The sequence below is a fragment of the Candidatus Thermoplasmatota archaeon genome (assembly GCA_034660695.1).
Lineage (GTDB): Archaea > Thermoplasmatota > E2 > UBA202 > DSCA01 > JAYEJS01.
In genome coordinates this window covers 39,570-62,233 of the sequence record JAYEJS010000114.1, presented here as the reverse complement: position 1 = coordinate 62,233, position 22,664 = coordinate 39,570, and the positions used below count along the sequence as shown (strand labels likewise).

At 42.2% G+C, this 22,664-nt stretch carries 30 protein-coding genes and 4 tRNA genes; 27 read left to right on the top strand and 7 right to left on the bottom strand.

Annotated elements, in window-relative coordinates; all coding sequences use genetic code 11:
- Nucleotides 1-146 precede the first annotated feature (146 nt).
- Nucleotides 147-371, bottom strand: coding sequence for a hypothetical protein (locus U9O96_06015; protein ID MEA2054649.1), 225 nt, complete (start codon nt 369-371; stop codon nt 147-149).
- Between the two features lie 318 nt (nt 372-689).
- Between U9O96_06015 and U9O96_06010 the strand changes: the two genes are divergently transcribed.
- From U9O96_06010 to U9O96_05980, 7 genes are all read left to right on the top strand, one after another.
- Nucleotides 690-1,946, top strand: a complete 1,257-nt coding sequence (locus U9O96_06010; GenBank protein MEA2054648.1) for a PKD domain-containing protein — start codon at nt 690-692, stop codon at nt 1,944-1,946.
- Between the two features lie 51 nt (nt 1,947-1,997).
- Nucleotides 1,998-2,107: transfer RNA gene (locus U9O96_06005), tRNA-Pro, on the top strand.
- A 39-nt stretch (nt 2,108-2,146) separates the two neighbouring features.
- Nucleotides 2,147-2,266: transfer RNA gene (locus tag U9O96_06000), tRNA-Gly, on the top strand.
- A gap of 70 nt (nt 2,267-2,336) precedes the next feature.
- A complete protein-coding gene (locus tag U9O96_05995; GenBank protein ID MEA2054647.1) occupies nt 2,337-2,834 on the top strand; it encodes a hypothetical protein in 498 nt (165 codons plus the stop codon).
- A complete protein-coding gene (locus U9O96_05990) occupies nt 2,764-3,264 on the top strand; it encodes an Ig-like domain-containing protein (GenBank protein ID MEA2054646.1) in 501 nt (166 codons plus the stop codon). Before U9O96_05995 ends, U9O96_05990 begins: the two co-directional genes overlap by 71 nt.
- Before the next feature lie 118 nt (nt 3,265-3,382).
- Nucleotides 3,383-4,060, top strand: a complete 678-nt coding sequence (locus U9O96_05985; GenBank protein MEA2054645.1) for a type II CAAX endopeptidase family protein — start codon at nt 3,383-3,385, stop codon at nt 4,058-4,060.
- 168 nt (nt 4,061-4,228) lie between these two features.
- Nucleotides 4,229-4,675 carry a hypothetical protein gene (locus U9O96_05980; protein MEA2054644.1) on the top strand — a complete coding sequence of 149 codons (447 nt, stop codon included), beginning with the start codon at nt 4,229-4,231 and terminating at the stop codon, nt 4,673-4,675.
- Between the two features lie 179 nt (nt 4,676-4,854).
- Here U9O96_05980 and U9O96_05975 read toward each other — a convergent pair whose 3' ends face one another.
- The 4 genes from U9O96_05975 to U9O96_05960 form a co-directional block, all read right to left on the bottom strand.
- Nucleotides 4,855-6,063 carry a folylpolyglutamate synthase/dihydrofolate synthase family protein gene (locus U9O96_05975; GenBank protein MEA2054643.1) on the bottom strand — a complete coding sequence of 403 codons (1,209 nt, stop codon included), beginning with the start codon at nt 6,061-6,063 and terminating at the stop codon, nt 4,855-4,857.
- On the bottom strand, nt 6,063-6,713 hold the full coding sequence (gene purN / locus U9O96_05970; GenBank protein MEA2054642.1) for a phosphoribosylglycinamide formyltransferase: 651 nt from the start codon (nt 6,711-6,713) through the stop codon (nt 6,063-6,065). The genes U9O96_05975 and purN overlap by 1 nt, the downstream gene beginning before the upstream one ends.
- Before the next feature lie 58 nt (nt 6,714-6,771).
- Nucleotides 6,772-7,914, bottom strand: a complete 1,143-nt coding sequence (locus U9O96_05965; GenBank protein MEA2054641.1) for an iron-containing alcohol dehydrogenase — start codon at nt 7,912-7,914, stop codon at nt 6,772-6,774.
- A gap of 62 nt (nt 7,915-7,976) precedes the next feature.
- Complete coding sequence (locus U9O96_05960) at nt 7,977-9,410, bottom strand: radical SAM protein (GenBank protein ID MEA2054640.1); 1,434 nt, start codon at nt 9,408-9,410, stop codon at nt 7,977-7,979.
- A 277-nt stretch (nt 9,411-9,687) separates the two neighbouring features.
- Between U9O96_05960 and U9O96_05955 the strand changes: the two genes are divergently transcribed.
- The 5 genes from U9O96_05955 (at nt 9,688) to U9O96_05935 (ending at nt 11,217) form a co-directional block, all read left to right on the top strand.
- On the top strand, nt 9,688-10,041 hold the full coding sequence (locus U9O96_05955; protein MEA2054639.1) for a 50S ribosomal protein L18e: 354 nt from the start codon (nt 9,688-9,690) through the stop codon (nt 10,039-10,041).
- A complete protein-coding gene (locus tag U9O96_05950) occupies nt 10,042-10,452 on the top strand; it encodes a 50S ribosomal protein L13 (protein MEA2054638.1) in 411 nt (136 codons plus the stop codon).
- Nucleotides 10,446-10,847 (top strand): 30S ribosomal protein S9, encoded by a 402-nt coding sequence (locus U9O96_05945; GenBank protein ID MEA2054637.1) that lies wholly within the window; start codon nt 10,446-10,448, stop codon nt 10,845-10,847. The genes U9O96_05950 and U9O96_05945 overlap by 7 nt, the downstream gene beginning before the upstream one ends.
- Before the next feature lies 1 nt (nt 10,848).
- Nucleotides 10,849-11,070, top strand: coding sequence for a DNA-directed RNA polymerase subunit N (locus tag U9O96_05940; protein MEA2054636.1), 222 nt, complete (start codon nt 10,849-10,851; stop codon nt 11,068-11,070).
- A gap of 42 nt (nt 11,071-11,112) precedes the next feature.
- A tRNA-Arg gene (locus U9O96_05935) sits at nt 11,113-11,217 on the top strand.
- A 20-nt stretch (nt 11,218-11,237) separates the two neighbouring features.
- Here U9O96_05935 and U9O96_05930 read toward each other — a convergent pair.
- Complete coding sequence (locus U9O96_05930) at nt 11,238-11,633, bottom strand: response regulator (GenBank protein MEA2054635.1); 396 nt, start codon at nt 11,631-11,633, stop codon at nt 11,238-11,240.
- A 138-nt stretch (nt 11,634-11,771) separates the two neighbouring features.
- On the opposite strand from U9O96_05930, the gene U9O96_05925 reads away from it, so the two are divergent.
- The 10 genes from U9O96_05925 (at nt 11,772) to U9O96_05880 (ending at nt 16,583) form a co-directional block, all read left to right on the top strand.
- Nucleotides 11,772-11,845, top strand: a tRNA-Val gene (locus U9O96_05925).
- 214 nt (nt 11,846-12,059) lie between these two features.
- A complete protein-coding gene (locus U9O96_05920; GenBank protein MEA2054634.1) occupies nt 12,060-12,275 on the top strand; it encodes a 4Fe-4S dicluster domain-containing protein in 216 nt (71 codons plus the stop codon).
- 92 nt (nt 12,276-12,367) lie between these two features.
- Nucleotides 12,368-13,081 (top strand): archaeal proteasome endopeptidase complex subunit alpha, encoded by a 714-nt coding sequence (gene psmA / locus U9O96_05915; GenBank protein ID MEA2054633.1) that lies wholly within the window; start codon nt 12,368-12,370, stop codon nt 13,079-13,081.
- Nucleotides 13,081-13,776 (top strand): ribosome assembly factor SBDS, encoded by a 696-nt coding sequence (locus U9O96_05910; GenBank protein MEA2054632.1) that lies wholly within the window; start codon nt 13,081-13,083, stop codon nt 13,774-13,776. The genes psmA and U9O96_05910 overlap by 1 nt, the downstream gene beginning before the upstream one ends.
- A 16-nt stretch (nt 13,777-13,792) precedes the next feature.
- Complete coding sequence (gene rrp4, locus U9O96_05905; protein MEA2054631.1) at nt 13,793-14,455, top strand: exosome complex RNA-binding protein Rrp4; 663 nt, start codon at nt 13,793-13,795, stop codon at nt 14,453-14,455.
- The gene (gene rrp41, locus U9O96_05900) at nt 14,456-15,166 is read left to right on the top strand and encodes an exosome complex exonuclease Rrp41 (GenBank protein ID MEA2054630.1); all 711 of its coding nucleotides are present in this window, start codon (nt 14,456-14,458) and stop codon (nt 15,164-15,166) included.
- A 1-nt stretch (nt 15,167) separates the two neighbouring features.
- Nucleotides 15,168-15,935, top strand: a complete 768-nt coding sequence (rrp42, locus tag U9O96_05895; protein MEA2054629.1) for an exosome complex protein Rrp42 — start codon at nt 15,168-15,170, stop codon at nt 15,933-15,935.
- A 1-nt stretch (nt 15,936) separates the two neighbouring features.
- Nucleotides 15,937-16,209, top strand: a complete 273-nt coding sequence (gene rpl37A / locus U9O96_05890; protein ID MEA2054628.1) for a 50S ribosomal protein L37Ae — start codon at nt 15,937-15,939, stop codon at nt 16,207-16,209.
- The gene (locus U9O96_05885; protein ID MEA2054627.1) at nt 16,209-16,349 is read left to right on the top strand and encodes a DNA-directed RNA polymerase subunit P; all 141 of its coding nucleotides are present in this window, start codon (nt 16,209-16,211) and stop codon (nt 16,347-16,349) included. The genes rpl37A and U9O96_05885 overlap by 1 nt, the downstream gene beginning before the upstream one ends.
- Nucleotides 16,350-16,583, top strand: a complete 234-nt coding sequence (locus tag U9O96_05880; protein ID MEA2054626.1) for a KEOPS complex subunit Pcc1 — start codon at nt 16,350-16,352, stop codon at nt 16,581-16,583.
- 129 nt (nt 16,584-16,712) lie between these two features.
- Here U9O96_05880 and U9O96_05875 read toward each other — a convergent pair whose 3' ends face one another.
- Complete coding sequence (locus tag U9O96_05875) at nt 16,713-18,140, bottom strand: metallophosphoesterase (protein MEA2054625.1); 1,428 nt, start codon at nt 18,138-18,140, stop codon at nt 16,713-16,715.
- A 317-nt stretch (nt 18,141-18,457) separates the two neighbouring features.
- Here U9O96_05875 and U9O96_05870 point away from each other — a divergent pair, with 317 nt between their 5' ends.
- From U9O96_05870 to U9O96_05850, 5 genes are all read left to right on the top strand, one after another.
- The gene (locus U9O96_05870; GenBank protein MEA2054624.1) at nt 18,458-18,748 is read left to right on the top strand and encodes a nucleotidyltransferase family protein; all 291 of its coding nucleotides are present in this window, start codon (nt 18,458-18,460) and stop codon (nt 18,746-18,748) included.
- Nucleotides 18,745-19,098 carry a DUF86 domain-containing protein gene (locus U9O96_05865; GenBank protein MEA2054623.1) on the top strand — a complete coding sequence of 118 codons (354 nt, stop codon included), beginning with the start codon at nt 18,745-18,747 and terminating at the stop codon, nt 19,096-19,098. Before U9O96_05870 ends, U9O96_05865 begins: the two co-directional genes overlap by 4 nt.
- A 298-nt stretch (nt 19,099-19,396) precedes the next feature.
- On the top strand, nt 19,397-20,929 hold the full coding sequence (citF, locus tag U9O96_05860) for a citrate lyase subunit alpha (protein ID MEA2054622.1): 1,533 nt from the start codon (nt 19,397-19,399) through the stop codon (nt 20,927-20,929).
- On the top strand, nt 20,923-22,113 hold the full coding sequence (locus tag U9O96_05855) for a 3-isopropylmalate dehydratase large subunit (GenBank protein ID MEA2054621.1): 1,191 nt from the start codon (nt 20,923-20,925) through the stop codon (nt 22,111-22,113). The genes citF and U9O96_05855 overlap by 7 nt, the downstream gene beginning before the upstream one ends.
- Nucleotides 22,114-22,116: 3 nt before the next feature.
- Nucleotides 22,117-22,587 (top strand): hypothetical protein, encoded by a 471-nt coding sequence (locus tag U9O96_05850; protein ID MEA2054620.1) that lies wholly within the window; start codon nt 22,117-22,119, stop codon nt 22,585-22,587.
- Nucleotides 22,588-22,664 lie beyond the last annotated feature (77 nt).

Here is a 22,664-nt window from a genome sequence, read left to right as displayed (position 1 = left end):
TAAACATGTTTTATAATTAGATGTTATCTTACCCGTATTTAAATCTCCTCTCATAATCTTTATGGGGGAACCACTCCAAAATAAGGTTTACAATCACTACTTTATCTGCCACAATCGTATAAATTAGCCTCCATGCATTAGGAAGGTCATATTTCCATAAATTGTTTATTCTGTATTCCCTGACATATTTTTTTTGGCCACAATCTCTTAGGGATTTTAATTCCACATCCCAAATCTTTTTTTAAATCGTTTATCGCTCTTCCAATTAATCTATAGAGATTTTTGTCCTCCGTTTTACCTTCCTTTAATTTTTCATATTCTCGTTCTAATTCTGGCGTGATAAAAGAAACATAGATTTCTCTGTTATTCATCGTAGTTTAGTCCCAGATGACAAAATCTCCTTCACTATCTCTGGATTCCAAATCCATACTATTCTTCTATCACTATCTATGAGAATTTTCCCAGAATCCTCAAGGTAATCAATTATTAAAGAAAATGTTTGGTACATTACCTTTTTTGGCAATGCTTTCCAAAGCTCTGTTTTCCTTGGATAATCCATAGTCTTTATACAAAACGTAAATTGTGGCAGCGATAAAAAGGGAATGGAACTAAAGTCATTGAAATTGTTGAAACATGTCAATCGATACACTTAAAAAGTAATTTAATATATTGATTATCAAGGTGCAAAAATGCATGTGAAAAAATGTAAGAAAGCTTCTTTTGCAGTTGTGCTTACTTCAATATTAATCTTGACTTTTTTTTTATCTCCATCCCTAGCCACGGACGGAAATACTCCACCCAGCGTCGATTTTCACTGGGAGCCAATCGATGACCTTAAGACCAATCAGGAAATAAATTTTTATGACGATAGCGTTGATGAAGACGGAGAAATAATTGCATGGGAGTGGAGTTTCGGTGATGAGACATATGCAATAATACAAAATCCCACTCATGCATACTCAAATGATGGAATATATACAGTTACACTTACAGTCATCGACAACAACGGCTCAACGAACTCTACTTCAAAGCACATAACCATTCACAACCGCCCCCCGGTGGCAGATGCAGGTCCAGACCAAGTTGTTAACAATACGCTGGTTTCATTTGACGGTACAGGCTCAAATGACCCAGATGGAACCATCGTTACCTACAAATGGTATTTTGGGGATGGAGGAAGTGCAACAGGTGCTGTTGTCACACACAACTATAGTCAGGACGGAATTTACACCGCCACTCTAAATGTTACTGATAACGATGGGGCAAAAGATGAGGATACCTGCCAGATTACCATAGATACAGTTGCGCCAAAAACCAACATTTCTATTGGCGGCACAAAAGGGGATGATGGGTGGTACATCAGCAATGTCACTATCACCCTCCTGCCGAGCGATGCAACATCTGGAGTTGACAAAACGTACTATTTACTAAATAATGGTACGTGGAAGACTTACACCACCCAATTTGTCATTTCCAATGAAGGGAAAAACATCCTGAAATATTACTCCATTGATGAGGCAGGGAATGTAGAGGCAGTTAACATAATCACTATAAAAATAGATAAAACATCCCCTACCATAACCATTACAACGCCGACGAAGGGGTATATTCATTTCTTTGGAAGGTCTATCATGCCTACACTGGGAAATAAAACAATTATTATCGGAAGAATAACCGTTGAAGCTAATGTAACTGATACGCATTCAGGAATAAAAGATGTTAAATTTTACATAGACGATCACATGAAATACAACACCTCAGAACCGCCATATACTTGGAGATGGGGAATGGCATTTGGAAGGCACAATCTAAAAATCAAGGTGTTTGACAATGCGGGTCACAATGCTAGTGACGAAGTTGATGTAACAATATTCAGTATCCTTCCAGGCAGGAATGATAATGTCTATACCCAGGACGATGTACCGTCAGACCTTAAATTTTCATAGGCTGCCATCAAATAACCAAATTTTTAATAGTAAATGCATTATTCCATGGAAGGGCCCGTGGGGTAGCTTGGTATCCTTGTGGCTTCGGGCAACCTTTATAACCTGATTTGGGAGAAGGTTAGAAAAAGCCATTGACTCGAGTTCAAATCTCGACGGGCCCATGCAATATTTTTTTAAATCGCTTTTGGATAAGCATTGGAGCGGGCGTGATCTAGCGGTCAAGATTCAAGCTTCCCAAGCTTGCTGCCCGGGTTCGAATCACAACTTGTTTGGCAAGTTGCATTTCCAGGCAAGTGTGCTCGGAAATCCCGGCGCCCGCATTTTTTATATCATTACATTTGAAGCACTGAAATACCGAAAAGACCTTAAATACAAAAGATATAACTTCACATGAAAAAATTTGTATTAATTATGATTTCCATCCTTGTTCTAGCAAGTTTGATAAATGTTAATGGAATTGCTACAGGAGTAGGTGTTGAGATAGTGGAGCCGGAAGATGGCACTGTTTTTCACCAAAGAAATGTTTCAATTCGTTGTGTAGCCAGTGCATGCTGCGGTGACACACTAGCAGAGTATGGATGGACATGGAGATGGGATAATGGGAGTTACAGTGAATCCAGTCCAATCAATGATAAAACAAATTTTTCCTTTTACATAAATATATCTCTTTACCCAGGATGGAATAAAGTCGATGTTTATGTAGCGAGCACCAGCCTTGGTGTAAAAGGATTTGATAATATAACCTTGTATTATGACGGACCGCTAGCAAATGCGAACGGGCCCTATAAAGGAAGGGCCGGAAAAATTATAAATTTCCATGGGTCTGCATATGGGGGGCATAGGCCCTATCAATGGCATTGGGATTTTGGGGATGGGGAGCAGCAGTAATGAGCAAAATCCATCATATACTTACGCAAATATGGGAAGATATGAAGTAACCTTGACTGTAACTGACAGCATGGGATACAGTGATACAAATTATACGTGGACCCTGGCAGACAAGGAAGATAATAATCCGCCAGATGTTGAAATAACCACGCCGTCTGGAGGAATCTATCTCAAAGATAGGAAAATTTTACCGTTTTTCATGCCAATAATCATTTGGGGAATAACGATAGAAGCAGAAGCATCGGATGCTGAAACAGGTATAGCAGCTGTTGCATTTTATTTTGATGACGAGCTACAATTTAATGATACTGTAGCCCCTTATACATGGCCGCTTAATGAATATGCTGGGGGTATGCACGAAATAAAGGTGATAGCATACGATCTTGCAATGAATTTTGCTGTAGATTCAACAAAAATAGTTACTTTATGACTTTTGTACTTATAACCTGCTTCTACTCCTACAAAATAAATAGGTTACTGATAAAAACGGCGGCAACACTGCTTAAGTAATCATAAAAATTTTTAATACAGGTGATGAATACAACTTCATGGATTACAGAAAGCTTATGGCTGGTATGATACTAATCATTCCATTTTTCTACATATACGGCTTATCCATTTTATCATTATCAATACCTATTGGTAATGGATCGTTTATAACCCCGTCAACGATATTCTTCTCCCTTGTCATGAACCTGGTGGTGATGGCTGGCTCCTCCATGCTCTGCATTTATGTATTGTACGGGGGCGGATTGAAGGCAATCGCTCGAAGACTTTATTTTAGAAAGGAAAGGGCATTCCAATCAGTAATGGTGGGAATTTTTACGGCAGTAATATTCCTTTTCATAATCACTGCTTTTGTCTACTTTTTGCAAGCCATGGGATATGGGACCGAGAATGAGCTGGCCGAAAAAATAGTTGAAAATATTAATCTTCCCCTATTATTCGCCATTCCTTTCCTGTCAGCGCTGAGCGAAGAGACTTTCTTTCGGGCGTTTATCCAGATGAGGACGGCAAAATATGGCCAGCCTTTTGCAATATTCCTTTCTTCATTGCTATTCGGCCTTGCCCACATGTCATATAAAAATCCCCTTCAAATTGCCATTCCATTCCTGCTGGGCATTGCCCTGGGCTATATAATGATGAAAAATGAAAATATCCTGGCCCCGTTTTCTGCCCATTTTGCGTTCAATTTCGTTCAGCTTGCAGCAGCATTTTCCATGTAGCACTTAGAAAAAATGATAAGCAGTATTGATAACAATGAATGCGCTTGTTTTGGGCGGAGGGAAGATGGGCCTGGCCATCGCGTATGACCTTATAAGAAGTGATGTCGAGCGAGGAATGCATTAAAAACATGCTACAGCTTTCCGGTAAAGTTGATTTTGTGCACGTTGATGCGGGCAATTCAAGATGCAATGAAGAATGGCTTTAATTACGGTATAGCAAAAACGGCGATAAAATGCAAAACGAATTTCTGTGACCTTGGCGGAAACATTGAAATTGTGGGGAAAGAGATTTCCCTGCATGATCGTACCGGACTGCGGGCTCGCTCCCGGCATGACCAATATACTGTCCTCGTATCTCATCAAAAAATCACATGCTCAAGAAATGCATATCAGGATGGGGGGACTTCCGCAGAAGTTGAATCCCTTACATATTGTTTCCGGGGTTTGAAGAGCTGGAAGCTTTTTATACGTCCGGAGGCGCATCAACCCTGCCGGAAACATAGAGAGTTGGATTACAAGACCATACGCTATTCAGGTCATTGTGATAAAATCAGATTTTTGAAGGACACGGGCTTTTTTGACTGCATGGCCAGGCAATTCTGGAAAAGGCATTGAATAAAAAGACAAGGGACGTTGTTCTGGCAAGAGGGGATAGAACTGCCGGGATAGACATGGTTGCGGCATTTCTGCCATGATGAGAATGACCGGCTTTCCAACTTCTGTTATAGCCCAGTGGGGACATAGAAGAAAAGGGCTCTCTGCCCCCTGAGAGATGCGTGCCACCAGTATACGCATCAAAGAAAGTTAAGTGCGGTCATCAAAATTTCCCTTACTTTTCCCACCAGGTAGAGAGAGCCCGTTATGCATATCATGTCATTTTCATCTGCCATCTCTTTCGCCTTTTTTATGGCATGACGAACATTTTTTGTTTTAATGCATTTTCTCCCATCTTTTTCAAGCATGATGGCAAGTTTGTTTGCATCTGCCGCCCTCTCTCCCCCTATGCTTGTAGCTATGATAAGTCCTTCTGGAAGGAATTTTATTATTGAACGCACATCCTTATCTTTCATGACTCCGAATACGATGAAAAGGCGGTTGTAATCAAAATCTTTTATTGACTCATTTAATGATTTCATTGCTTCCGGATTGTGCGCCCCGTCCAGCAAAAATTGCCCTATCCTCTCCATTCTTCCCGGCAATCTTGCTTTTTTAATCCCTTTTACTATGCTTTTTTTTCCGATGCCGAGCAGCTCCGCAATTTTGACAGCTATAGCAATATTTTCTCCCTGAAACATGCCGTCCAGGTGTGTTTCAATTTCATATTGTCTGTTGCTTTTAATTAAAAACTTTCTCGGAGATATGCGCTCCCATTTTACATCTCTGCCAATTGCATATAGTAAAACGTTGCACTCTTCAGCCTTTTTCTTTATGACATCCAGTGCTATCCCACGGCATGCTGTAATCACTGCATCGCCTTTTATAATCCCCGCTTTTTCAGATGCTATCGCCCCGATATTTTTTCCCAAGTAATGTCCATGCTCCATGGAAACGTTTGTTATCGCGGTTATGGAAGCATTGACAATGTTTGTGGCATCATACCCGCCGCCCATCCCCACTTCCAGGACGGCAAAATCGACCTTCCCTCTAAAGTATATCAGTGCTATGGCAGTCATGGCTTCAAAAAATGTAAGCCCTTCATCTCTCTTCATCAGCATGCCGGCAATTTCGGACATTTCCTCATCACTTATTTCCTTGCTATTGATAGTTATGCGTTCATTGATTCTTTCGATATGGGGGGACAAATAAATTCCGACCCTATAACCCTCTTCTTGCAAAATCCTTCCGATAAACTGGCATACCGAACCCTTCCCATTAGTCCCTCCAACGTGTATAACTTTATAATTTAAAGGAAATGCGGCCATCACTTTTTCCATTCTTTCCAGCCCGAGATTTATCCCCCTGCCCTTCAATTTTTCCAGCCATTTTATTGCATCCGGTGCCATTAAAATCCTTCCGAATACAGGACGTCGGGCAGTGCATATTTCATCCAGGAATCACCCGGCAAAATTCTCACTCTCCTGCCTTCTATTTCAAGCCTGCCCTGCTCAAATAAATCGATACTTCTGGGCAATAATTGATGCTCCACGTTGAGTATGCGTTTCGCAAGTTCATTTCTGTCATCATGTCCATGAACACGGACAGCAGCCTGTAGTATGATTGGTCCGTGGTCGGGCTTTTCATCAATGAAATGCGTTGTGCATCCAGTTATTTTCACCCCGTACTCAAGAGCATCCCCCTGCCCATTCGTTCCTTTAAACGAAGGAAGCAGTGCTGGATGAATGTTTATAATCCGTCCGTACCATTCCCGGATAAATTGCGGGCAAAGTATTCGCATGTAGCCAGCTCCAACAGCAAGCCCCACTCCTTTTTCGCTGAATATTTTGTTTATCTCTCCTTCATGCCTTTTTTTATCTGATGCATCTGAAAAATAAGCATCTATTCCATGCTTTTTCGCTCTTTCAAGTGCAAATGCGTTTTTATTGTCGCTTACAACAGCGACAACTTCAGCATTTATTCTGCGTTGCTCGCATGCATCAATAATGGCCTGCAGATTCGTTCCCCCGCCAGATGCAAGAATGCCCACTTTCAGCATGATGGTAAATCGTTAAAAGATATAAGGATTTAACTGATTTTGATGGGCATCATCCCGTTCATAAAGATTTATAATATATCTCCTTCATGTCTTCGGGAGTAGCAGAACGGGGATTTATCTTCACTAAATGGCTTTTACGTGCATCTTCCACAAATATATCTATCATATCCTTCTCAACTCCAATGTCAGCAAGCCCAAGATTCATGTCTACTTTATCCAGAAGATTTTTCACTCCCCGCACGCTCTTCCGGGCAGCTTCTTCCATCGGTAATTTGTCTATCTCTTCTCCCAACAGCCGGGCAATTCTCGCAAATTTTTCCGGGCAGGCAGGATATGTGAATTCCATATATGCCATAGATAGGGCAGCCAATCCTTCTCCATGCGATATGCCAAGGTGACCGCTTACGGGATGCTCCAGTGCATGCAGCAATGTAGTTCTGCTACCGTCTATTGCCATCCCGGCCAAAGTGCTTGCCAATGCCATTTTTTCTCTGCCATCTATATCACTGCCATTTCTGTAGGCATTTTCTATATTTTTTGCTACTAGATTCATTGCTTCTTTTGCATATAGCTCGCTAAAGGGTGTGGATATCTTCGAAACATAGGATTCGAGCCCGTGGAAGAAAGCATCTATGCCGGTTGATGCAGTAAGTCTAGGGGGCATAGTTTTCATCAGGGATGGATCTACTATTGACGCAACCGGATATGTGTATCGATATCCCCGCCCATGTTTTTCTTTTGTTTCCGGGTTTGTCAGCACAAAATATCTGTCAGCTTCACTTCCTGTGCCAGCAGTAGTGGCAATTTCTATTACAGGTATTGCCCCTGTCGGCTCTTCGCCCGAATAAAAACTGGAAATCGGTAGATTGTTTGATGCGGATATTGATATCGCTTTTGCTGCATCCATGGCACTTCCGCCTCCAAGTCCTATAACTATGTCGCATTTCCTTGCCATGCTCGCTCCTCTATCCACTGTCGTGTATGAAGGGTTGGGCTCCACTTCATCAAAAATATCTGTCTCCACTCCCGAGATGTTGAGATAGTGCAAAAGTCTATCCAGGGCACCGCTTTCTTTCATGCTGTGCCTGCCTGTAACAATCAAAGCTTTATTTCCGTATTTTTTCGCAAGACCACCAACTTTTTCCAGAGTTCCAGTACCAAAATACAATTCAACTGGATTATAATGCCCAAATATTTTCATAGCCTATTAATTATTTTTACAATATAAGTAGATAACGGATGGCATGTTTTATCACCATAATCCTATTTTTCCAGCATTTTCCAGACTTTCTCGTCCTTTTTGGTCCGGTACCGTAGAATCTTCAGCATCGAGAATCCTGCCTTTATGAGGCGAATGTCGAACCTCGATATGAATTTGCGAAGTTCATTTGCAATATACAACGGTCTGAAGTAGAAGTTTTTGTATGCAAGATTTTTCCAGTGTATCAGCTCTTCTCTTGTAAAATTTCCAAGCCCCTTCCTGCAATCACTTTCCACTAGATATTCGTCCTCCCCGATTTTCCCGCCCTTCAAAGCTCTCTCCCACAGTTCCGAGCCGGGCATGTACCGGAGTATGAAAAACTCAGCCATGTCAAGGGGAAGGGAGGACGCAAACTTTATGGTGTTTTTGATTTCTTTTTCTGTTTCGATAGGTGCACCAATTATGAAATTCCCTATGGTGAAAAATCCTGTTTTGTTACTAATATCGACAGCTCTCCTTATCTGATCAAGTGTTATGTCTTTGCGGTAAAAATCAAGTATCTCCTGATTTCCAGATTCGAGCCCGAACGATATGAGCCTCACCCCTGCATCCCACATTTTTGAATATACTCTCTCATCCGCAGAATCCACCCTTGCCCCGTTGACCAGCAGTGTCAGTTCGATCCCCCTTTCCATTATCATGTCCATTATCGTGTCAACTTTTCTCATGTCGCTGGTGAAGTTGTCATCTGCTATTATCACGTTTTCATACCCCCTTTCATAGAGCATCTCGATTTCTCCAACCACGTTCTCCGCATTCCTCTTTCTGTAAATTCCCATGTAAAGCAACCGCCTGCTGCAGAAGCTGCATCTTCTCGGGCACCCCCTGCTGGCAAGCACAGCTGTTGTCTTGCCCTTGAAAAGTTTGAAGCCATAGGAACTGCCATAGTCGTATTTTTTCACCAGATCATGAGCAGGAAAAGGAATGGAATTCAGGTCATCTATAATTTCCGCCTTCTTTCCCACATGTATTCCATCATTTTCTCTGTAGTACACCCCCCGCCCCTCCTCCGCTCCCTGCTTTCCCTCCAGGATTTTTGTCACATCCAGAATACTGTTTTCGGCTTCTCCCACCACGGCAATGTCTGCATTTATTTCCTTCAGGGATGCATGCGGATAGAGTGTCGGATGGGGTCCTCCCATCACAATAGGTATGGAAGAATCGATGTCTCTGATCATACCAACGATTTTCCTTGAATTGTTCAGCGCAAATGTGGGCACCGTGATTCCTATGGCATCTGTATTTCTAATTTCATTCTTTATCGCCTCGCCCGGGTTTTCCTCTCCGCGGATATCTATAACCTTTGCTTCGTGCCCGTTATCCCTCAGCACTGAGGAGAGGTAGAGGATACCAAGAGTGGGTGCATACATGAAAGATTTCTCACCGTCATCAAGAGAAAAAGAATCTGTTGTAGGATACAGAAAAAGGAATTTCATATAGTAGTTAATTATATTCTTTCGATATAAGTAAGTATCGGCATATTCTGCCGTGTCGAATAAATCATAGCACTGACATCAGTCTTTCAAAGTGAGAAATGGGATGCCGTAAGTATCTAATAAAAAGAGGGCAGGTACAAGCCCCTGGATTATCTGGCTATTACTTTTACTGTAAGCGTGTTTCTGGTGCGTTAGGCATAGGGGCAAGAATTGAATGATGGGCATTCTCCCATCAACAAGCATAAGCCTTATAAACAATGCTATATTATCAGCCAGGATGAAAAAGAGCAATCCGCAGATTACAGAACTGGTCAGTTACCTTTATGCATCGGCAGAAAAGCACAATGCGGGCATATGGAAGGCTATTGCAAAAAGGCTTGAGAAATCGTCCCGCAGCAGGGCCGAGATAAATGTTGGCAAGATAATGAAGCACATAAATAAAGGAGAGATAGCCCTTATTCCCGGAAAAGTGCTTGGGGATGGGGAGGCAGGAAAATTTGAAGTAGCTGCCCTTGGCTTTTCTGGACAGGCGAGAAAAAAGATTGAGAATGCAGGAGGCAAGTGCTATTCCATTAAGGAAATAGTGGAGAAAAATCCTGCGGGAAAAAACATTCGTATTCTTGGTGGTTAAATGGCGGCGATAATAGATGCAAGTGGGGCATCCCTTGGCAGGCTTTCATCCGTTCTGGCAAAACGTCTGCTAGAAGGAGAAGAAATTGCGGTGGTGAATGCGGAGAAGGCAATAATTGTTGGCAGTAAAGACGAGATAGAGAAGAGATATAGGAAAAAAAGAGAAGTCGGAGGGACGAAGAGAAAGGGCCCGTTTTTCTCCAGAATGCCCGACAAAATTTTGAAAAGGACGGTAAGGGGAATGCTCCCGTACCAACGGCCAAGAGGCAGAAAAGCATATAAAAATCTGAAGACATACATAGGTGTGCCCGAGGAATTTGAGAAAGAAAAATTTGAGAAAATTAAATCAGGAAGTTCATCACGCTGTATTACTCTCAAAGAACTTTCGGAATATCTGGGGGTGTCATGGTAAAAGCAGTGATTCAGTCCGGCAAAAGAAAAAGCTCTATTGCAAGGGCAGTGGCAAGGAAGGGAAAAGGCGTGGTCAGAATAAACAGCATCAACCTCAATGCCTGTCAATCCAAGTTTGTGAGGGACTTCATGGCAGAACCGGTGAAGATGGCAGAAAAATACATGGACAAAATTGATATAAACGTAATCGTGGAAGGTGGCGGCCCAATGGGCCAGGCGGAGGCCGCAAGAACAGCCATTGCGAAAGCCATAGTGAATTATACAGACAGCGAGGAACTAAAAAAGATGTTCATGGAATATGACCGCACGCTTCTTGTGAGCGATACCCGCCGCAAGGAACCCAAGAAGCAGCTTGGGCGAGGGGCCAGAAAGAAAAGGCAAAAATCGTATAGATAAAATGATAATACCTATAAGATGTTTCACATGTGGAAAAGTGCTCGGTTCCCTATTTGAGGGATACAAGGAAAGAGTATATATCAATGGGGAAGAGCCGGAGAAGGTGCTGGACGATCTGGGCATCAAAAGGTACTGTTGCAGAAGAACTATAATATCTCATCCTGTTACAGTTAAAAACGGCAGGGTGGAAGAACTTATAGACGAATCGGCCAGATACGAATGATTTTATTATCAAGTGCACTTTCTTACGTTGGTGCTACAAAGTGGGCGTGTGGCCTAGCTAGGATATGGCGCTGGCCTTCTAAGCCAGCAATCGTGGGTTCGAACTGCAACTTGTTTGATAAGTTGTGCGAAAATCCCACCACGCCCGCTTATTTTGGCATGAAATTTTTAATGAATGGCAATTTTTTTTCTCATCAGCGTTTCCTGCACCATCCCCCTTAGGCCGCTAAAGCCCATGCTTCTCGGGATGACCTTTTTTGCTCCTGCCTCAAGCATCTGAGATGCCCATATCGGACTGGAAAATGCGGTAAAGCCGTATATAACAGCCCAGGGATCAATCTTCATTATCCGTTTTATTGCCTCTATGCCGTCTATGCCCGGCAGCTTTAAATCCATGATGACCAGATCAGGCCTTCTTCCCGCATCAAACATGTTTTCATACATCTTGACCCCATCCTCGCCGGTGAATGCTTGATATACTTTTACGTTTAGCGGAGATAGATACACCTTTATCAATTCCTGTATCGGCTCCTCATCATCCACCGCCAATACCCTTTTTTTCATTTCATTCAGCCCCAATTTGATAGCTTTTTGCTAACAAAGTGTATTGATATAATTATATTTAAAACTTTCTTTTATTTTCGATTTTTGCAATTTTATGAGCCAAAATTAATATATTCTCCTCTATTTTCTATTTGCTCCGGGCCCATGGTCTAGCTGGTTATGACGTCGCCCTCACACGGCGGAGATCCGGGGTTCAAACCCCCGTGGGCCCATTTCTCTAATTGCAACTATATTTTCATTCTTTGGTTCTATTGATTAAGGGAAGTATGTTCTCTAACTTTTCATCCTTGAAGTAGCAAATCATATTCCCTATATCCTTTTTTAGTATGTCTGCCTTGTTAGTTTGTTTATCTTGGTCTTCTTCACTTGTTCATTCTCTATAAATCTAATCATAAAAGTTATAAAGGAAAGTTTAATTCACCCCTCATGATAAAAGAATTTACTTCTTCATCAGGAGACATAACGATAAAGATAGATCATGACAAATGTAACGGTACCGGAAAGTGCATCGAAGATTGTCCCGTGGATGTGTACGAGCTGGTGGACGGGAAGGCAGTGGCGTCGAAAATTGATGACTGCATCGAATGCTGTGTATGCATTGAGTCCTGTCCCAATAACGCCATTGAACACAGCTCCTGCTGAACGTAATACCCCTGGTTGTTTCACTCGGCCATGGGGCTATCACAAATTATATATTCAGTGGATTATTACTTGTTAAATTATAAGGTGTTGAAATGAAACCACAGATGGCATATGATAGGGCTATTACTGTCTTCTCGCCGGACGGCAGATTATTTCAGGTAGAATATGCAAGAGAGGCGGTGAAACGGGGCACAACAACGGTCGGGCTAAAATTCACGGATGGAGTCGCCCTGATAGTTGACAGAAGGATAACATCAAAACTTGTCGAACCATCGTCCATAGAAAAAATATTCATGATAGATGAGCATGTTGGCTGTGCTACCTCAGGCTTAGTGGCGGATGCACGTGTCTTGGTTGACAGGGCAAGGATAGAGGCCCAGATAAATCGTATAACGTACGACGAAAAAATCCAGATAAAAGCACTGGTTAAAAAAATATGCGATTTTAAGCAGACATATACACAGTACGGAGGAGTCCGGCCATTCGGTACAGCTCTCATTATAAGTGGCATTGATAACGACCATCCTCGTCTTTTTGCCACGGATCCTTCCGGGGCAATGATGGAATATAAGGCAACTGCCGAAGGTAACGGAAGAGATATAGCAATAGAATTCCTTGAAAAGAAATATGAAATGACCGGAAAAGAAGAGGCTATTGTGCTCGGGATAGAAGCATTATATGAAGCAACTGATAAAAAACTTGGGAAGAGTGCTGTCGAGGTAGGTATTGTCACTAAAAAGGAGAATTTCAGGATTCTCTCGGAAAAGGAATGTGAAAAATATTTTTTAAAGGTGGTAGGTAAATAATGGTCTCGTTAGAAGATGCAGTAGTCGCACGATATGAAAAAAAGGGAATACATTTCGAGATATTGGTAGACCCTAAGGCTGCAGAAGATTTTTTGGATGGCAGGGACATAAATTTATCGGAAAACCTGGCCACAGACCTTGTTTTTAAAGATGCCAATAAAGGAACAAAAGCATCAGAGGAGTCAATAAGCGAGGTGTTTGGCACAACCGACATTAACAGCATAGCGAAGATAATCGTAAAGGAAGGAAAGATTCAGCTAACCACAAGCCAGAGGAGGGAGATGCAGGAAAGAAAAAAGAAAAAAATAATTGATACCATAGCTCGCAATTCAATGAATCCACAGACAAAACTACCCCATCCGAAGGATAGGATAGAGTTGGCAATCGAGGAAGCCGGCGTACATATAGATCCTTTTAAGCCGGTGGATGTACAAATTAAAGATATTATCAATGCAATCCGCCCGATAATCCCCATATCGATTGAAAATGTGGAAATAGAAGTGAAAATACAGGGTAAGTATGCAGGCAGGGCATACGGGGAAGTAAAGTCGTTCGGGACCATACTAAAAGAAGAATGGCTGCCTGACGGCTCCTGGAAATGTAGGATAGAAATTCCGGCGGGAATGCAGACGGAGTTTTATGATAAACTCAACAACATGACAAAAGGTGATGTGGAAACAAAAATTTGTAAATAATTTTGGAGGAAGTAGCATGGAAAGAAAAATAGTTATACCCGGAACTTTGTTAGGAAAAATAGACGGCAATAAGCAGGGAAGAGGTACGTTTAGGGAGGGGAAAAATATATATTCTTCTCGACTCGGCATTCTGGAAGAGAAGTCAGGATATCTCAATGTCATTTCTCTCTCCGGCGTGTACGACCCATCCGTGGGGGATACAGTTATAGGAGTAATAAAAGAAGCATCAAAAATGAGCTGGATGGCGGACATAAACGCCCCGTATCCGGCGTTGCTGCGAGCTGATGAAGTTCCGTGGAGAGTGGAATTCGGTGAAGCCTCCCATTTTTTGAACACGGGTGAGGTCATCATAGCAGACGTGATGTCGATAAATGAGGCGAGGAATATAGAAATATCTATGAGGGGCAAACACTGCAGGAAAGTGGAGGAAGGCGTAATAGTCGAAATTCAGCCGTCTAAAGTCCCCAGAGTCATAGGAAAAAACGGATCGATGGTATCGCTGTTGCGTCAGGGCACGAGATGCTGGATATTTGTTGGGCAAAACGGAAGAGTTTGGATTAAGGGAAAAGACGATAAAATGGCAATTCTTGTTGAAGCCATACATAAAATAGAAAAAGAAGCCCATACAACAGGGCTTACAGATAAAATATCCAAGTTTTTGGAAAGTAAGGGTGATTAAATGAATTTGATAAAAGATGGAAAAAGACTGGACGGCCGTGCACCGGATGAATTAAGGCCAATAAAAATAGAGGCAGGTCCTCTTTATAGGGCAGACGGTTCATGCTATCTAGAATGGGGTGGAAATAAAATAATGGCGGCGGTGTACGGGCCAAGAGAGGCCGTGCCCCGTCATATACAGAATCCAACCAAGGCAATTGTAAACGCAAGGTATAATATGGCATCCTTTAGTGTTGACGACAGAAAAAGACCGGGACCGGATAGAAGAAGTCAGGAGATATCAAAAATTACATCGGAAGCACTTGAGAATGTGATATTGACCGAGATGTTTCCAAGAGCGGTGATAGATGTGAATATAGAGGTTCTGGATGCTGAGGCAGGGACGAGATGCGCCGGCATAACCGCTGCGGCTGTCGCCCTTGCGGCTGCGGGCATTCCAATGAGGGATATACCTGTTTCATGTGCTGCAGGGAAGGTGGACGGGATTGTGGTGCTTGACCTTATAGGAGAAGAGGATAAGAAAGGGGATGCCGATTTGCCAGTGGCAATAGCCCCCAGAAATGAAGATATTTTGCTGCTCCAGATGGACGGGCATATGACGGTCAAAGAGTTTGACGAGGCGATAGATCTTGCCATCAAAGGATGCAGGAAGATATCGAAATTGCAGAAAGAAGCACTGCTGAAAAAATATAAAACATTCGAGGAGGAATAAAATGGGAATTTCATCTGTAAAGAAAGATTATCTTTATCGACTGGCAAAAGAAGGTAAAAGGCCAGATGGACGGGCTTTCGATGAATACCGCCCCATAGAAATCGAGAGGGGGCTGATAAACATGGCCGAAGGCTCAGCAAAAGTTAAGATAGGGAATACGACCGTCCTTGCCGGAATAAAAATGGATGTGGGGGAGCCATATCCTGACACACCCGGGGAAGGTGCAATGAGCACTGCCGTTGAATTAATCCCCCTGGCATCTCCAGATTTTGAGTCCGGGCCACCCAGAGCCAATGCCATCGAACTTTCACGTGTTGTTGATAGGGGCGTAAGGGAATCAAAGCTCATACAACTTGAAAAACTCTGTATAGAGCCTGGAGAGAAAGTATGGATCGTTTTTATTGATATACATGTCCTGGATTATGACGGCAATTTATTCGATGCATGTTCACTTGCTGCCTCTACTGCACTCCTGAATACCGTAATTCCCAACGAAAGATTTGAGATGGGCGAGAATGTTCCAATGCCTCTCTCTGACCCGCCGATAAGCTGCACATTTGTTAAATATAATGGGGTAATAGTGGTGGACCCTTCACTGGATGAAGAGGAGGTGGCAGAAGCAAGATATACTGTTGCAATTGATAAAAAGGGGGATATACGCGCCATGCAGAAGGGCCTGAGCGGGAGTTTTACCGTTAAAGAAATAAAAAATAATATAAATACCGCCAGGGTGCTGTCAAAGGATATACGAAAAATATTGGAGGGTTAGAATGGCAAAAAGAACGAAAAAGACAGGAGTTACTGGAAAATTCGGTGCAAGATATGGCGTTAAGGCCAAAAATAAGCACAGGAAAATAGAGGAGAAACAGAGAAAATATCATAAATGCCCCAACTGCGGCCACTTTAAATTGAAAAGGGAGAGCACGGCCATATGGGTGTGCGGTAAATGCGGCGCAAAATTTGCTGGAGGGGCTTACATACCCCAGACAGATGCAGGAACGGAGGTTAAAAAAATTATTAAGGGGATAGTTGGAGGGGAATAATGGCATCATATAAATGCGGCAGATGCGGCAGAACTATTGATATAGACCCTGAGAAAATGGGCATAAAGTGCCCCATTTGTGGGGGTAAACTATTTTATAAGGAACGGGGCACGGTGGCCAAAAAAATAAAGGCAAGGTAAATGCACCGTGCGATTATAACAATAGAGAGTCAAAGAAACGATATAATATACAATGTAATAAAACTGGAGACTGCACCCCGTGCAAACGTTGATATATGCAATGGAAAAGCCCTGGAGATAAAAATATCATCGAAAAATGCTGCAAATTTAAGGGCTGCCCTCAATTCCTTTCTGAAATGGATAGATCTCATCGACAAAATAGGAGATGCAGTAAATTCTGGAGTGCATACTTGACATTCCATATGGTTCTTCAGGAGAAGTTTTATTCTATTGTGATACCTCTCAGCTCTGTTGCAGGAAGGTAAAAAGTATCACATCATACATCTAGGAACAGCAGGCTAAAGAATTTAAAAGAAAAAGGGGTTAGAGGTTGAATATCCAGACCTCTTGCTCATCGCTTGCAGTGTTACCAGAGTTATCATAAGCAATAGCATTTATAGTGTGTTTACCAAAAATGGTTTCATCCCAAGTCCATTCATAAGGAAGAGAGGTATCGTTCCCTTTATATCCGCCATCGATATAAAACTCCACACGATCTATACCTGATTTATAATCTGTTGCAAAGACTTCTATGTCTATTTTTCCGATTATCAAAGTAGAAGACAAAGGCATTATCTTTTTATTAAAAATGTAGAGAGCTTTTTCTGGTTTTATAATTTTCACGCTCGGTGTAGTAGGCGGACAAACAACAAATTCATCAAACGCAATTCCATTAGTATACCTAGCTGAGCATGTCATTCGCATCTCCACTAATGAAACATCTAAAACGCAGTAATGATATGCTTTCTTGCTATTATTCATAAACCATGCATCTTCTGGAGTATATAATGGTGCTCCAGCCCCTCCACTAACGATATAGGTTATTCCCTTTATAGGGTCAGTACGCTGGTAATAGTGATTATGTGATTGAAAGACCAGGTCAACGTTATAGTTGTTGAATAAAGACTCCCACGCTGCTCTCACATCAGTCCTAGGTTCGTGACCTCCACTACAATATATGGGCTCGTGGAAGCAAACAATCTTGAAAGGAGCCATGCTTGAAGACAAGTCATCTTTCAGCCACTCATATTGAGGTGAACCAACATCCCATGATTCATAATTGTCCAATATTGTAAAATGGCACGGTCCATAATCAAAACTATACCACATTTCATTATTTGGAAGGGCAAAAATTTCATAGTATCGACTGCCGTTGTATTCATGATTGCCCAGTATGCCAAAGACAGTCGAGTTCTGCATTAATGATTTCATTAACCCAAGCCAGCTATCCCATTGGGTTTGAACTCTTCCATCATTCACCATATCACCTCCATGTATAACAAAGTCTGGGTGTTCGGCATTAACCGCATTTGCTACTTCAGTTGCGTGCCTCCAGCGATCCCATACTCCTCTGCTATCACCGAATATCACGCACTTAAATTCTTGAGTGCTATAACAATGACCAGCCAGTTTAAATTCAAAATCATTGCTTTCTATACCATCCGATACCACTTTGTAATGCCCAGATGTAAAAGGAGGATATATCGTTATTTCGTGATGGCGACCACCAGACGGCCCATATTCAATACACCCATAATCTGTGTTTTCACCATACTCCACACTATTATTAGTGGCAGGAATGTTTGTTTCCCACGCTATTGTTATGCTATCATTAGTAACATTTTGAGTATATGGCCCTACTACAATTTCTGGTTGTAAGGCTATGATTTGCTTTGACGTTGAGAAGCTAACCCCTATAATAAGTAGTATTATTCCAACAACCAATCCTTTTTTCCATATTGCATTCTTCATTTTTTGCCTCCAAGATTATAATGCAATTTACGCCTTAAAGTTTTTGGCGAACGAATTTTCATCAAATTGGATTGTACAAACCAAAAACAAAGCTCACAGCATGATGACTCTTCAACATCCATCCAGAATTTGAGACCTACTTTGGATCCAGAATTCGGGGCATATCTTTTCTTCATTTCGACTTCAGCACAAGCAGGGCTAAATTCATAATAAACTTGGTTGTCAAACCAGGCATATCTCATCTCTTGAGAAAATGAGAATTCTAAAAGGTGAACAAAAAATCAAAAAATTTAATTGAGATATGTATATACAAGTAGATGGAAAAACAAAAAGAGATAGAAGAAATATTAAAGAAACATAAGGCCTTTCTTAGGAAAAAGTTTAAGGTGAAAAAAATTGGTGTTTTTGGTTCCTATATACGGGGAGAGGAATCAGAGGAAAGTGATATAGATATCCTCGTGGAATTTTATGAACAGATAGGGTGGGAATTTATTGATCTCAAAGAATTCTTGGAAAAAATTTTAGGCAAAAAGGTGGATTTGGTCACAGTAAAAGCTTTGAAACCCCAGTTGAAAGATAAGATCCTGGAAGAGGTTGTGTACATGTGAGGCGGAACTCAATATTTATCGAGGACATACTAGAAGCAATGGATAAAATCGGGCGTTATATCGAAGGTTCGACTTACGAGACATTTGTAGGAAATGAGATGGTTATAGATGCGGTTATTAGAAACCTAGAAATCATTGGTGAGGCAGCAAAAAACATCCCGGATGATGCCAAAGAAAAATATCCCGATATTCCTTGGAAAAGAATGATTGGGTTACGCAATATCACAATTCATGAATACTTTGGAGTGGACTTGAGCATCATCTGGAAAATCATAACTGAGAATCTACCAGAAACTAGGAGCATGATTAAGACAATGCTGAAAGGTTTGAGGAAAGAGGAAAAACGATAAGAATCATGCCTCTCCGCCAGGTTATTGAGCTTTCATAAGTCTTGGTATCAGTGGGGCTAAATTCATAATAAACTTGGTCGTCAAACCAGGTACATCTCATACTTTCTTTCCAAGGACATAGAAGTTCTGAACAATAAGCCAGATGCATAAAGATAAAGCTGGGAGTTGACTTTATTCCTGTTTTCCTTCCTTGCTTCAGGCTTAAATCCAAAGTATATATTTCACTTTGCCCTACCTGGAAGAATTGCGAAAAGTCAACAAAATATCTTTAAATCGTATGGGCATTACATAACACATCATGAAGAATGCTGTTGGAAGGGAAATTCCAGATGAAATTGCTGGAAGAAAGCTGCAACCATACAATGGGCCTTTTTCATTTAAGCCGAAAAAAAGGAGATATCCTCCTCCTCTAAAAGCAGTGTTTCCTGATGAAAAGAAAGTGCTGGGCTCAATAAAGGAGGCAATAAAAAAGACGGGCATCGAGAACGGTTCAACTATCTCTTTTCACCACCACTTGCGCAATGGAGAAGGGCTTGTAAATATGGTGGTTGACGAGATTGCGAAAATGGGAATAAAAGATATTACGCTGGCGCCCACCGCCCTCTTTCCTGTTCATGAGCCCATAATAGAGCATATAAAAAATGGGGTTGTTACAGCCATACACGGAAGCCTGAACGGCCCTGTCGGTGCATTCGTTTCCGAAGGGGGGAAATTGAAAGAGCCCGTTACGATTCGCTCGCACGGGGGAAGGGCAAGAGCAGTTGCATCCGGCGATTTGCATATAGATACTGCTTTCATTGCGGCATCGACGGCTGACGATTACGGAAATTGTAATGGCTCATTTGGTCATTCTGCTTTTGGAGCGTTGGGGTTTGGCGTTGCAGATGCCATACATGCCGACAACGTTGTTGTTGTAACAGACAATCTTCGTCCGTATCCCGTAACGCCCGTCTCGATTTCCCAAACTCTGGTAGATTATGTGGTAAAAGTGGATTCAATCGGTGATCCAGGCGGTATAAAAACGGGCACGATGCAGATTACGAGAAGTCCTTCCCGCCTTATGATGGCAAAAAATCTGGTTAAGTTCTTTGCTGAGGCAGGCGTATTGAAAGACGGCTTTTCATTCCAGGCGGGCGCGGGCGGCACGAGCCTTGCGGTCACCAAGTTTCTACATGAATACATGAAAGAAAAAGGAATTGTTGGTGATTTTGTTATGGGGGGAATAACCGGCTTTGTCGTGGATATGCTGGAGGACGGGACAATTAAAAAAATTCTGGATGCCCAGAGTTTTGATTTAAGGGCGGTCGAATCAATGAGAAAAAATATTGACCATGTTGAAGTTTCCCACGTAACATTTGGCGACCCACATACATGCGGGTGTATTGTCAACAGACAGGATGCATGTTTTTTGGGGGCAACAGAAGTTGACCTTGATTTCAATGTAAATGTTAACACTCATTCAGATGGTTTGCTGTTGCATGGAATAGGGGGGCATCAGGATGCTTCAGCCGGCTCAGACATTACGGTGGTGCTTGTTCCTCTCCTCAGAGGAAGAATACCTGTCATAAGGGAGAAAGTTACAACGGTTTCAACGCCCGGGGATGTTGTCGATGTTATCGTTACCGAAAGAGGCATTGCGATCAATCCGAAAAGGGAGGATTTGATTGAAAATGTGAATATGCCTATTGTGGACATAGAAGAACTTTACAAAAAAGCCATTAACATGCGCGGGAAACCGAAAAAACCAAAACTAGGGAAAGATGTAGTTGCAGTTGTGGAATACAGGGATGGCACGGTGCTGGATACCGTGAGGAGCGTGAAGGGATGGTAACCGTAGCCGAAGATGTCCTTGCCAGGGCTTCTGGAGAAGAAACAGTAAAGCCAGGAGATATTGTAGATGCCAAGGTCGATTATGCAATGTCCCACGATAACGCTGCCCTTGTCATAAAAAAATTCAAAGAAATTGGAAAGGAAAGAGTGTGGAATAATAAAAAAATAGTTATCATACTCGACCATCGCGCTCCGGCAAATACCATCAAAACTGCGGAAGGCCATCAATCAATAAGAAAATTTGTTAAAGAGCAGGGAATAAAAAATTTTTATGATATAAACAGGGGTATATGCCACCAGGTAATGATAGAAGAGGGGTATGCCTCCCCTGAAAAGTTGATAGTTGGAACGGATTCTCACACCACGTCTTACGGTGCCGTGGGGGCATTTTCCACGGGTATAGGGGCAACTGAGATGGCTGCCGTTTGGGCAACAGGAAAAATATGGCTTCGCGTTCCTGAAAGCTACAAAATGGTTATTGAAGGAGAGATGCCGGAGATGGTCTTTTCTAAAGACATCATACTCCACGTGATAAAACAGTTGGGGTCGGACGGGGCAAATTACAAGGCATGTGAATTTTACGGCATTGTAGAAAACATGAGTCTGGCCAGCAAAATCGTAATTTCGAACATGTCCATGGAAATGGGGGCCAAAGCAGCCGTCTTTCCCTTAAAAAACTACGATGGGCCATATGAAAAGGAGTTTGAATTTGACATAAGTGATCTTTCCCCACAGGTAGCATGTCCCCATACGGTGGATAACGTAAGGGATGTTGAAGATGTGGAGGGAAAAGCGATAGATCAGGCAGTGCTCGGATCATGCACAAATGGCAGGCTCGAGGATTTACGGATCGCTGCAGGCATCCTTGAAGGCAAGAAAGTGGCAGATGGTGTGAGAATGCTCGTTTTTCCTGCATCCATAGAAGTTTACAAGGATGCATTGAATGAAGGCTTATTGAAAACGTTTGTTGAGGCCGGGGCTTTAGTGCTAAACCCTGGATGCGGTCCGTGTCTTGGGGCGCATGAAGGCATACTTGCAGGCGGCGAAGTAGCAATAGCCTCCACCAATAGAAATTTCAGGGGGAGGATGGGTTCCCGTGATTCCAAAGTATATCTTGCATCACCGGCAACTGTGGCATCATCGGCTCTGAAAGGGGAGATTACAGACCCAAGAAAGGCGGTATAGCCATTGATGAAGAAATTGGTTAAGATTGCGGCAATCATTGCAATCATTGCAATCTCTGGCTTTGCGGGCTATGAATATTATGCAGATGTTTCAGCTATTGGAGACAGTGAGGTAACAATTACAGATGCCAGCATTTCTGAAATAGGCATAACCTATTGTAAAATAAAGTTGAAGTTGGAAATACATAACCCGGCTGGCAGAGACATTTCCGGCCTTTCAGTGAAATTTGATATGTATCTCACCGCCAATTATATCGGGGACGGACATTTCCCAGAAATTTTCATTTCCGCTCATTCTACCAGAATCAGGGAGATGACCATCACTTTATATTATGCAGATTTGACGGACGCTGTTATAAATATGATACGTATGGGTGAATTCGTTCTTACGTTGAAAGGAGAAGTAGAAGGGGATGTTCTCTACGGCCTTACAAAATTTTCACAGCGATTTGAAGCATCCTATTCATTCCCTTAAATCCTCCAGGGGGTTATTCCACCATCGATGTCCCTCGTAGGACGCTTTATAAACGGATGGCAGGGTTTTCTCATGAA

Coding starts and splice junctions, on each gene's coding strand:
- U9O96_06015 (MEA2054649.1), bottom strand. CDS start 371: ATGAATAACAGAGAAATCTATGTTTCTTTTATCACGCCAGAATTAGAA.
- U9O96_06010 (MEA2054648.1), top strand. CDS start 690: ATGCATGTGAAAAAATGTAAGAAAGCTTCTTTTGCAGTTGTGCTTACT.
- U9O96_05995 (MEA2054647.1), top strand. CDS start 2,337: ATGAAAAAATTTGTATTAATTATGATTTCCATCCTTGTTCTAGCAAGT.
- U9O96_05990 (MEA2054646.1), top strand. CDS start 2,764: ATGGGTCTGCATATGGGGGGCATAGGCCCTATCAATGGCATTGGGATT.
- U9O96_05985 (MEA2054645.1), top strand. CDS start 3,383: ATGGATTACAGAAAGCTTATGGCTGGTATGATACTAATCATTCCATTT.
- U9O96_05980 (MEA2054644.1), top strand. CDS start 4,229: ATGCGGGCAATTCAAGATGCAATGAAGAATGGCTTTAATTACGGTATA.
- U9O96_05975 (MEA2054643.1), bottom strand. CDS start 6,063: ATGGCACCGGATGCAATAAAATGGCTGGAAAAATTGAAGGGCAGGGGG.
- purN (MEA2054642.1), bottom strand. CDS start 6,713: ATGCTGAAAGTGGGCATTCTTGCATCTGGCGGGGGAACGAATCTGCAG.
- U9O96_05965 (MEA2054641.1), bottom strand. CDS start 7,914: ATGAAAATATTTGGGCATTATAATCCAGTTGAATTGTATTTTGGTACT.
- U9O96_05960 (MEA2054640.1), bottom strand. CDS start 9,410: ATGAAATTCCTTTTTCTGTATCCTACAACAGATTCTTTTTCTCTTGAT.
- U9O96_05955 (MEA2054639.1), top strand. CDS start 9,688: ATGAAAAAGAGCAATCCGCAGATTACAGAACTGGTCAGTTACCTTTAT.
- U9O96_05950 (MEA2054638.1), top strand. CDS start 10,042: ATGGCGGCGATAATAGATGCAAGTGGGGCATCCCTTGGCAGGCTTTCA.
- U9O96_05945 (MEA2054637.1), top strand. CDS start 10,446: ATGGTAAAAGCAGTGATTCAGTCCGGCAAAAGAAAAAGCTCTATTGCA.
- U9O96_05940 (MEA2054636.1), top strand. CDS start 10,849: ATGATAATACCTATAAGATGTTTCACATGTGGAAAAGTGCTCGGTTCC.
- U9O96_05930 (MEA2054635.1), bottom strand. CDS start 11,633: ATGAAAAAAAGGGTATTGGCGGTGGATGATGAGGAGCCGATACAGGAA.
- U9O96_05920 (MEA2054634.1), top strand. CDS start 12,060: ATGATAAAAGAATTTACTTCTTCATCAGGAGACATAACGATAAAGATA.
- psmA (MEA2054633.1), top strand. CDS start 12,368: ATGAAACCACAGATGGCATATGATAGGGCTATTACTGTCTTCTCGCCG.
- U9O96_05910 (MEA2054632.1), top strand. CDS start 13,081: ATGGTCTCGTTAGAAGATGCAGTAGTCGCACGATATGAAAAAAAGGGA.
- rrp4 (MEA2054631.1), top strand. CDS start 13,793: ATGGAAAGAAAAATAGTTATACCCGGAACTTTGTTAGGAAAAATAGAC.
- rrp41 (MEA2054630.1), top strand. CDS start 14,456: ATGAATTTGATAAAAGATGGAAAAAGACTGGACGGCCGTGCACCGGAT.
- rrp42 (MEA2054629.1), top strand. CDS start 15,168: ATGGGAATTTCATCTGTAAAGAAAGATTATCTTTATCGACTGGCAAAA.
- rpl37A (MEA2054628.1), top strand. CDS start 15,937: ATGGCAAAAAGAACGAAAAAGACAGGAGTTACTGGAAAATTCGGTGCA.
- U9O96_05885 (MEA2054627.1), top strand. CDS start 16,209: ATGGCATCATATAAATGCGGCAGATGCGGCAGAACTATTGATATAGAC.
- U9O96_05880 (MEA2054626.1), top strand. CDS start 16,350: ATGCACCGTGCGATTATAACAATAGAGAGTCAAAGAAACGATATAATA.
- U9O96_05875 (MEA2054625.1), bottom strand. CDS start 18,140: ATGAAGAATGCAATATGGAAAAAAGGATTGGTTGTTGGAATAATACTA.
- U9O96_05870 (MEA2054624.1), top strand. CDS start 18,458: ATGGAAAAACAAAAAGAGATAGAAGAAATATTAAAGAAACATAAGGCC.
- citF (MEA2054622.1), top strand. CDS start 19,397: ATGAAGAATGCTGTTGGAAGGGAAATTCCAGATGAAATTGCTGGAAGA.
- U9O96_05855 (MEA2054621.1), top strand. CDS start 20,923: ATGGTAACCGTAGCCGAAGATGTCCTTGCCAGGGCTTCTGGAGAAGAA.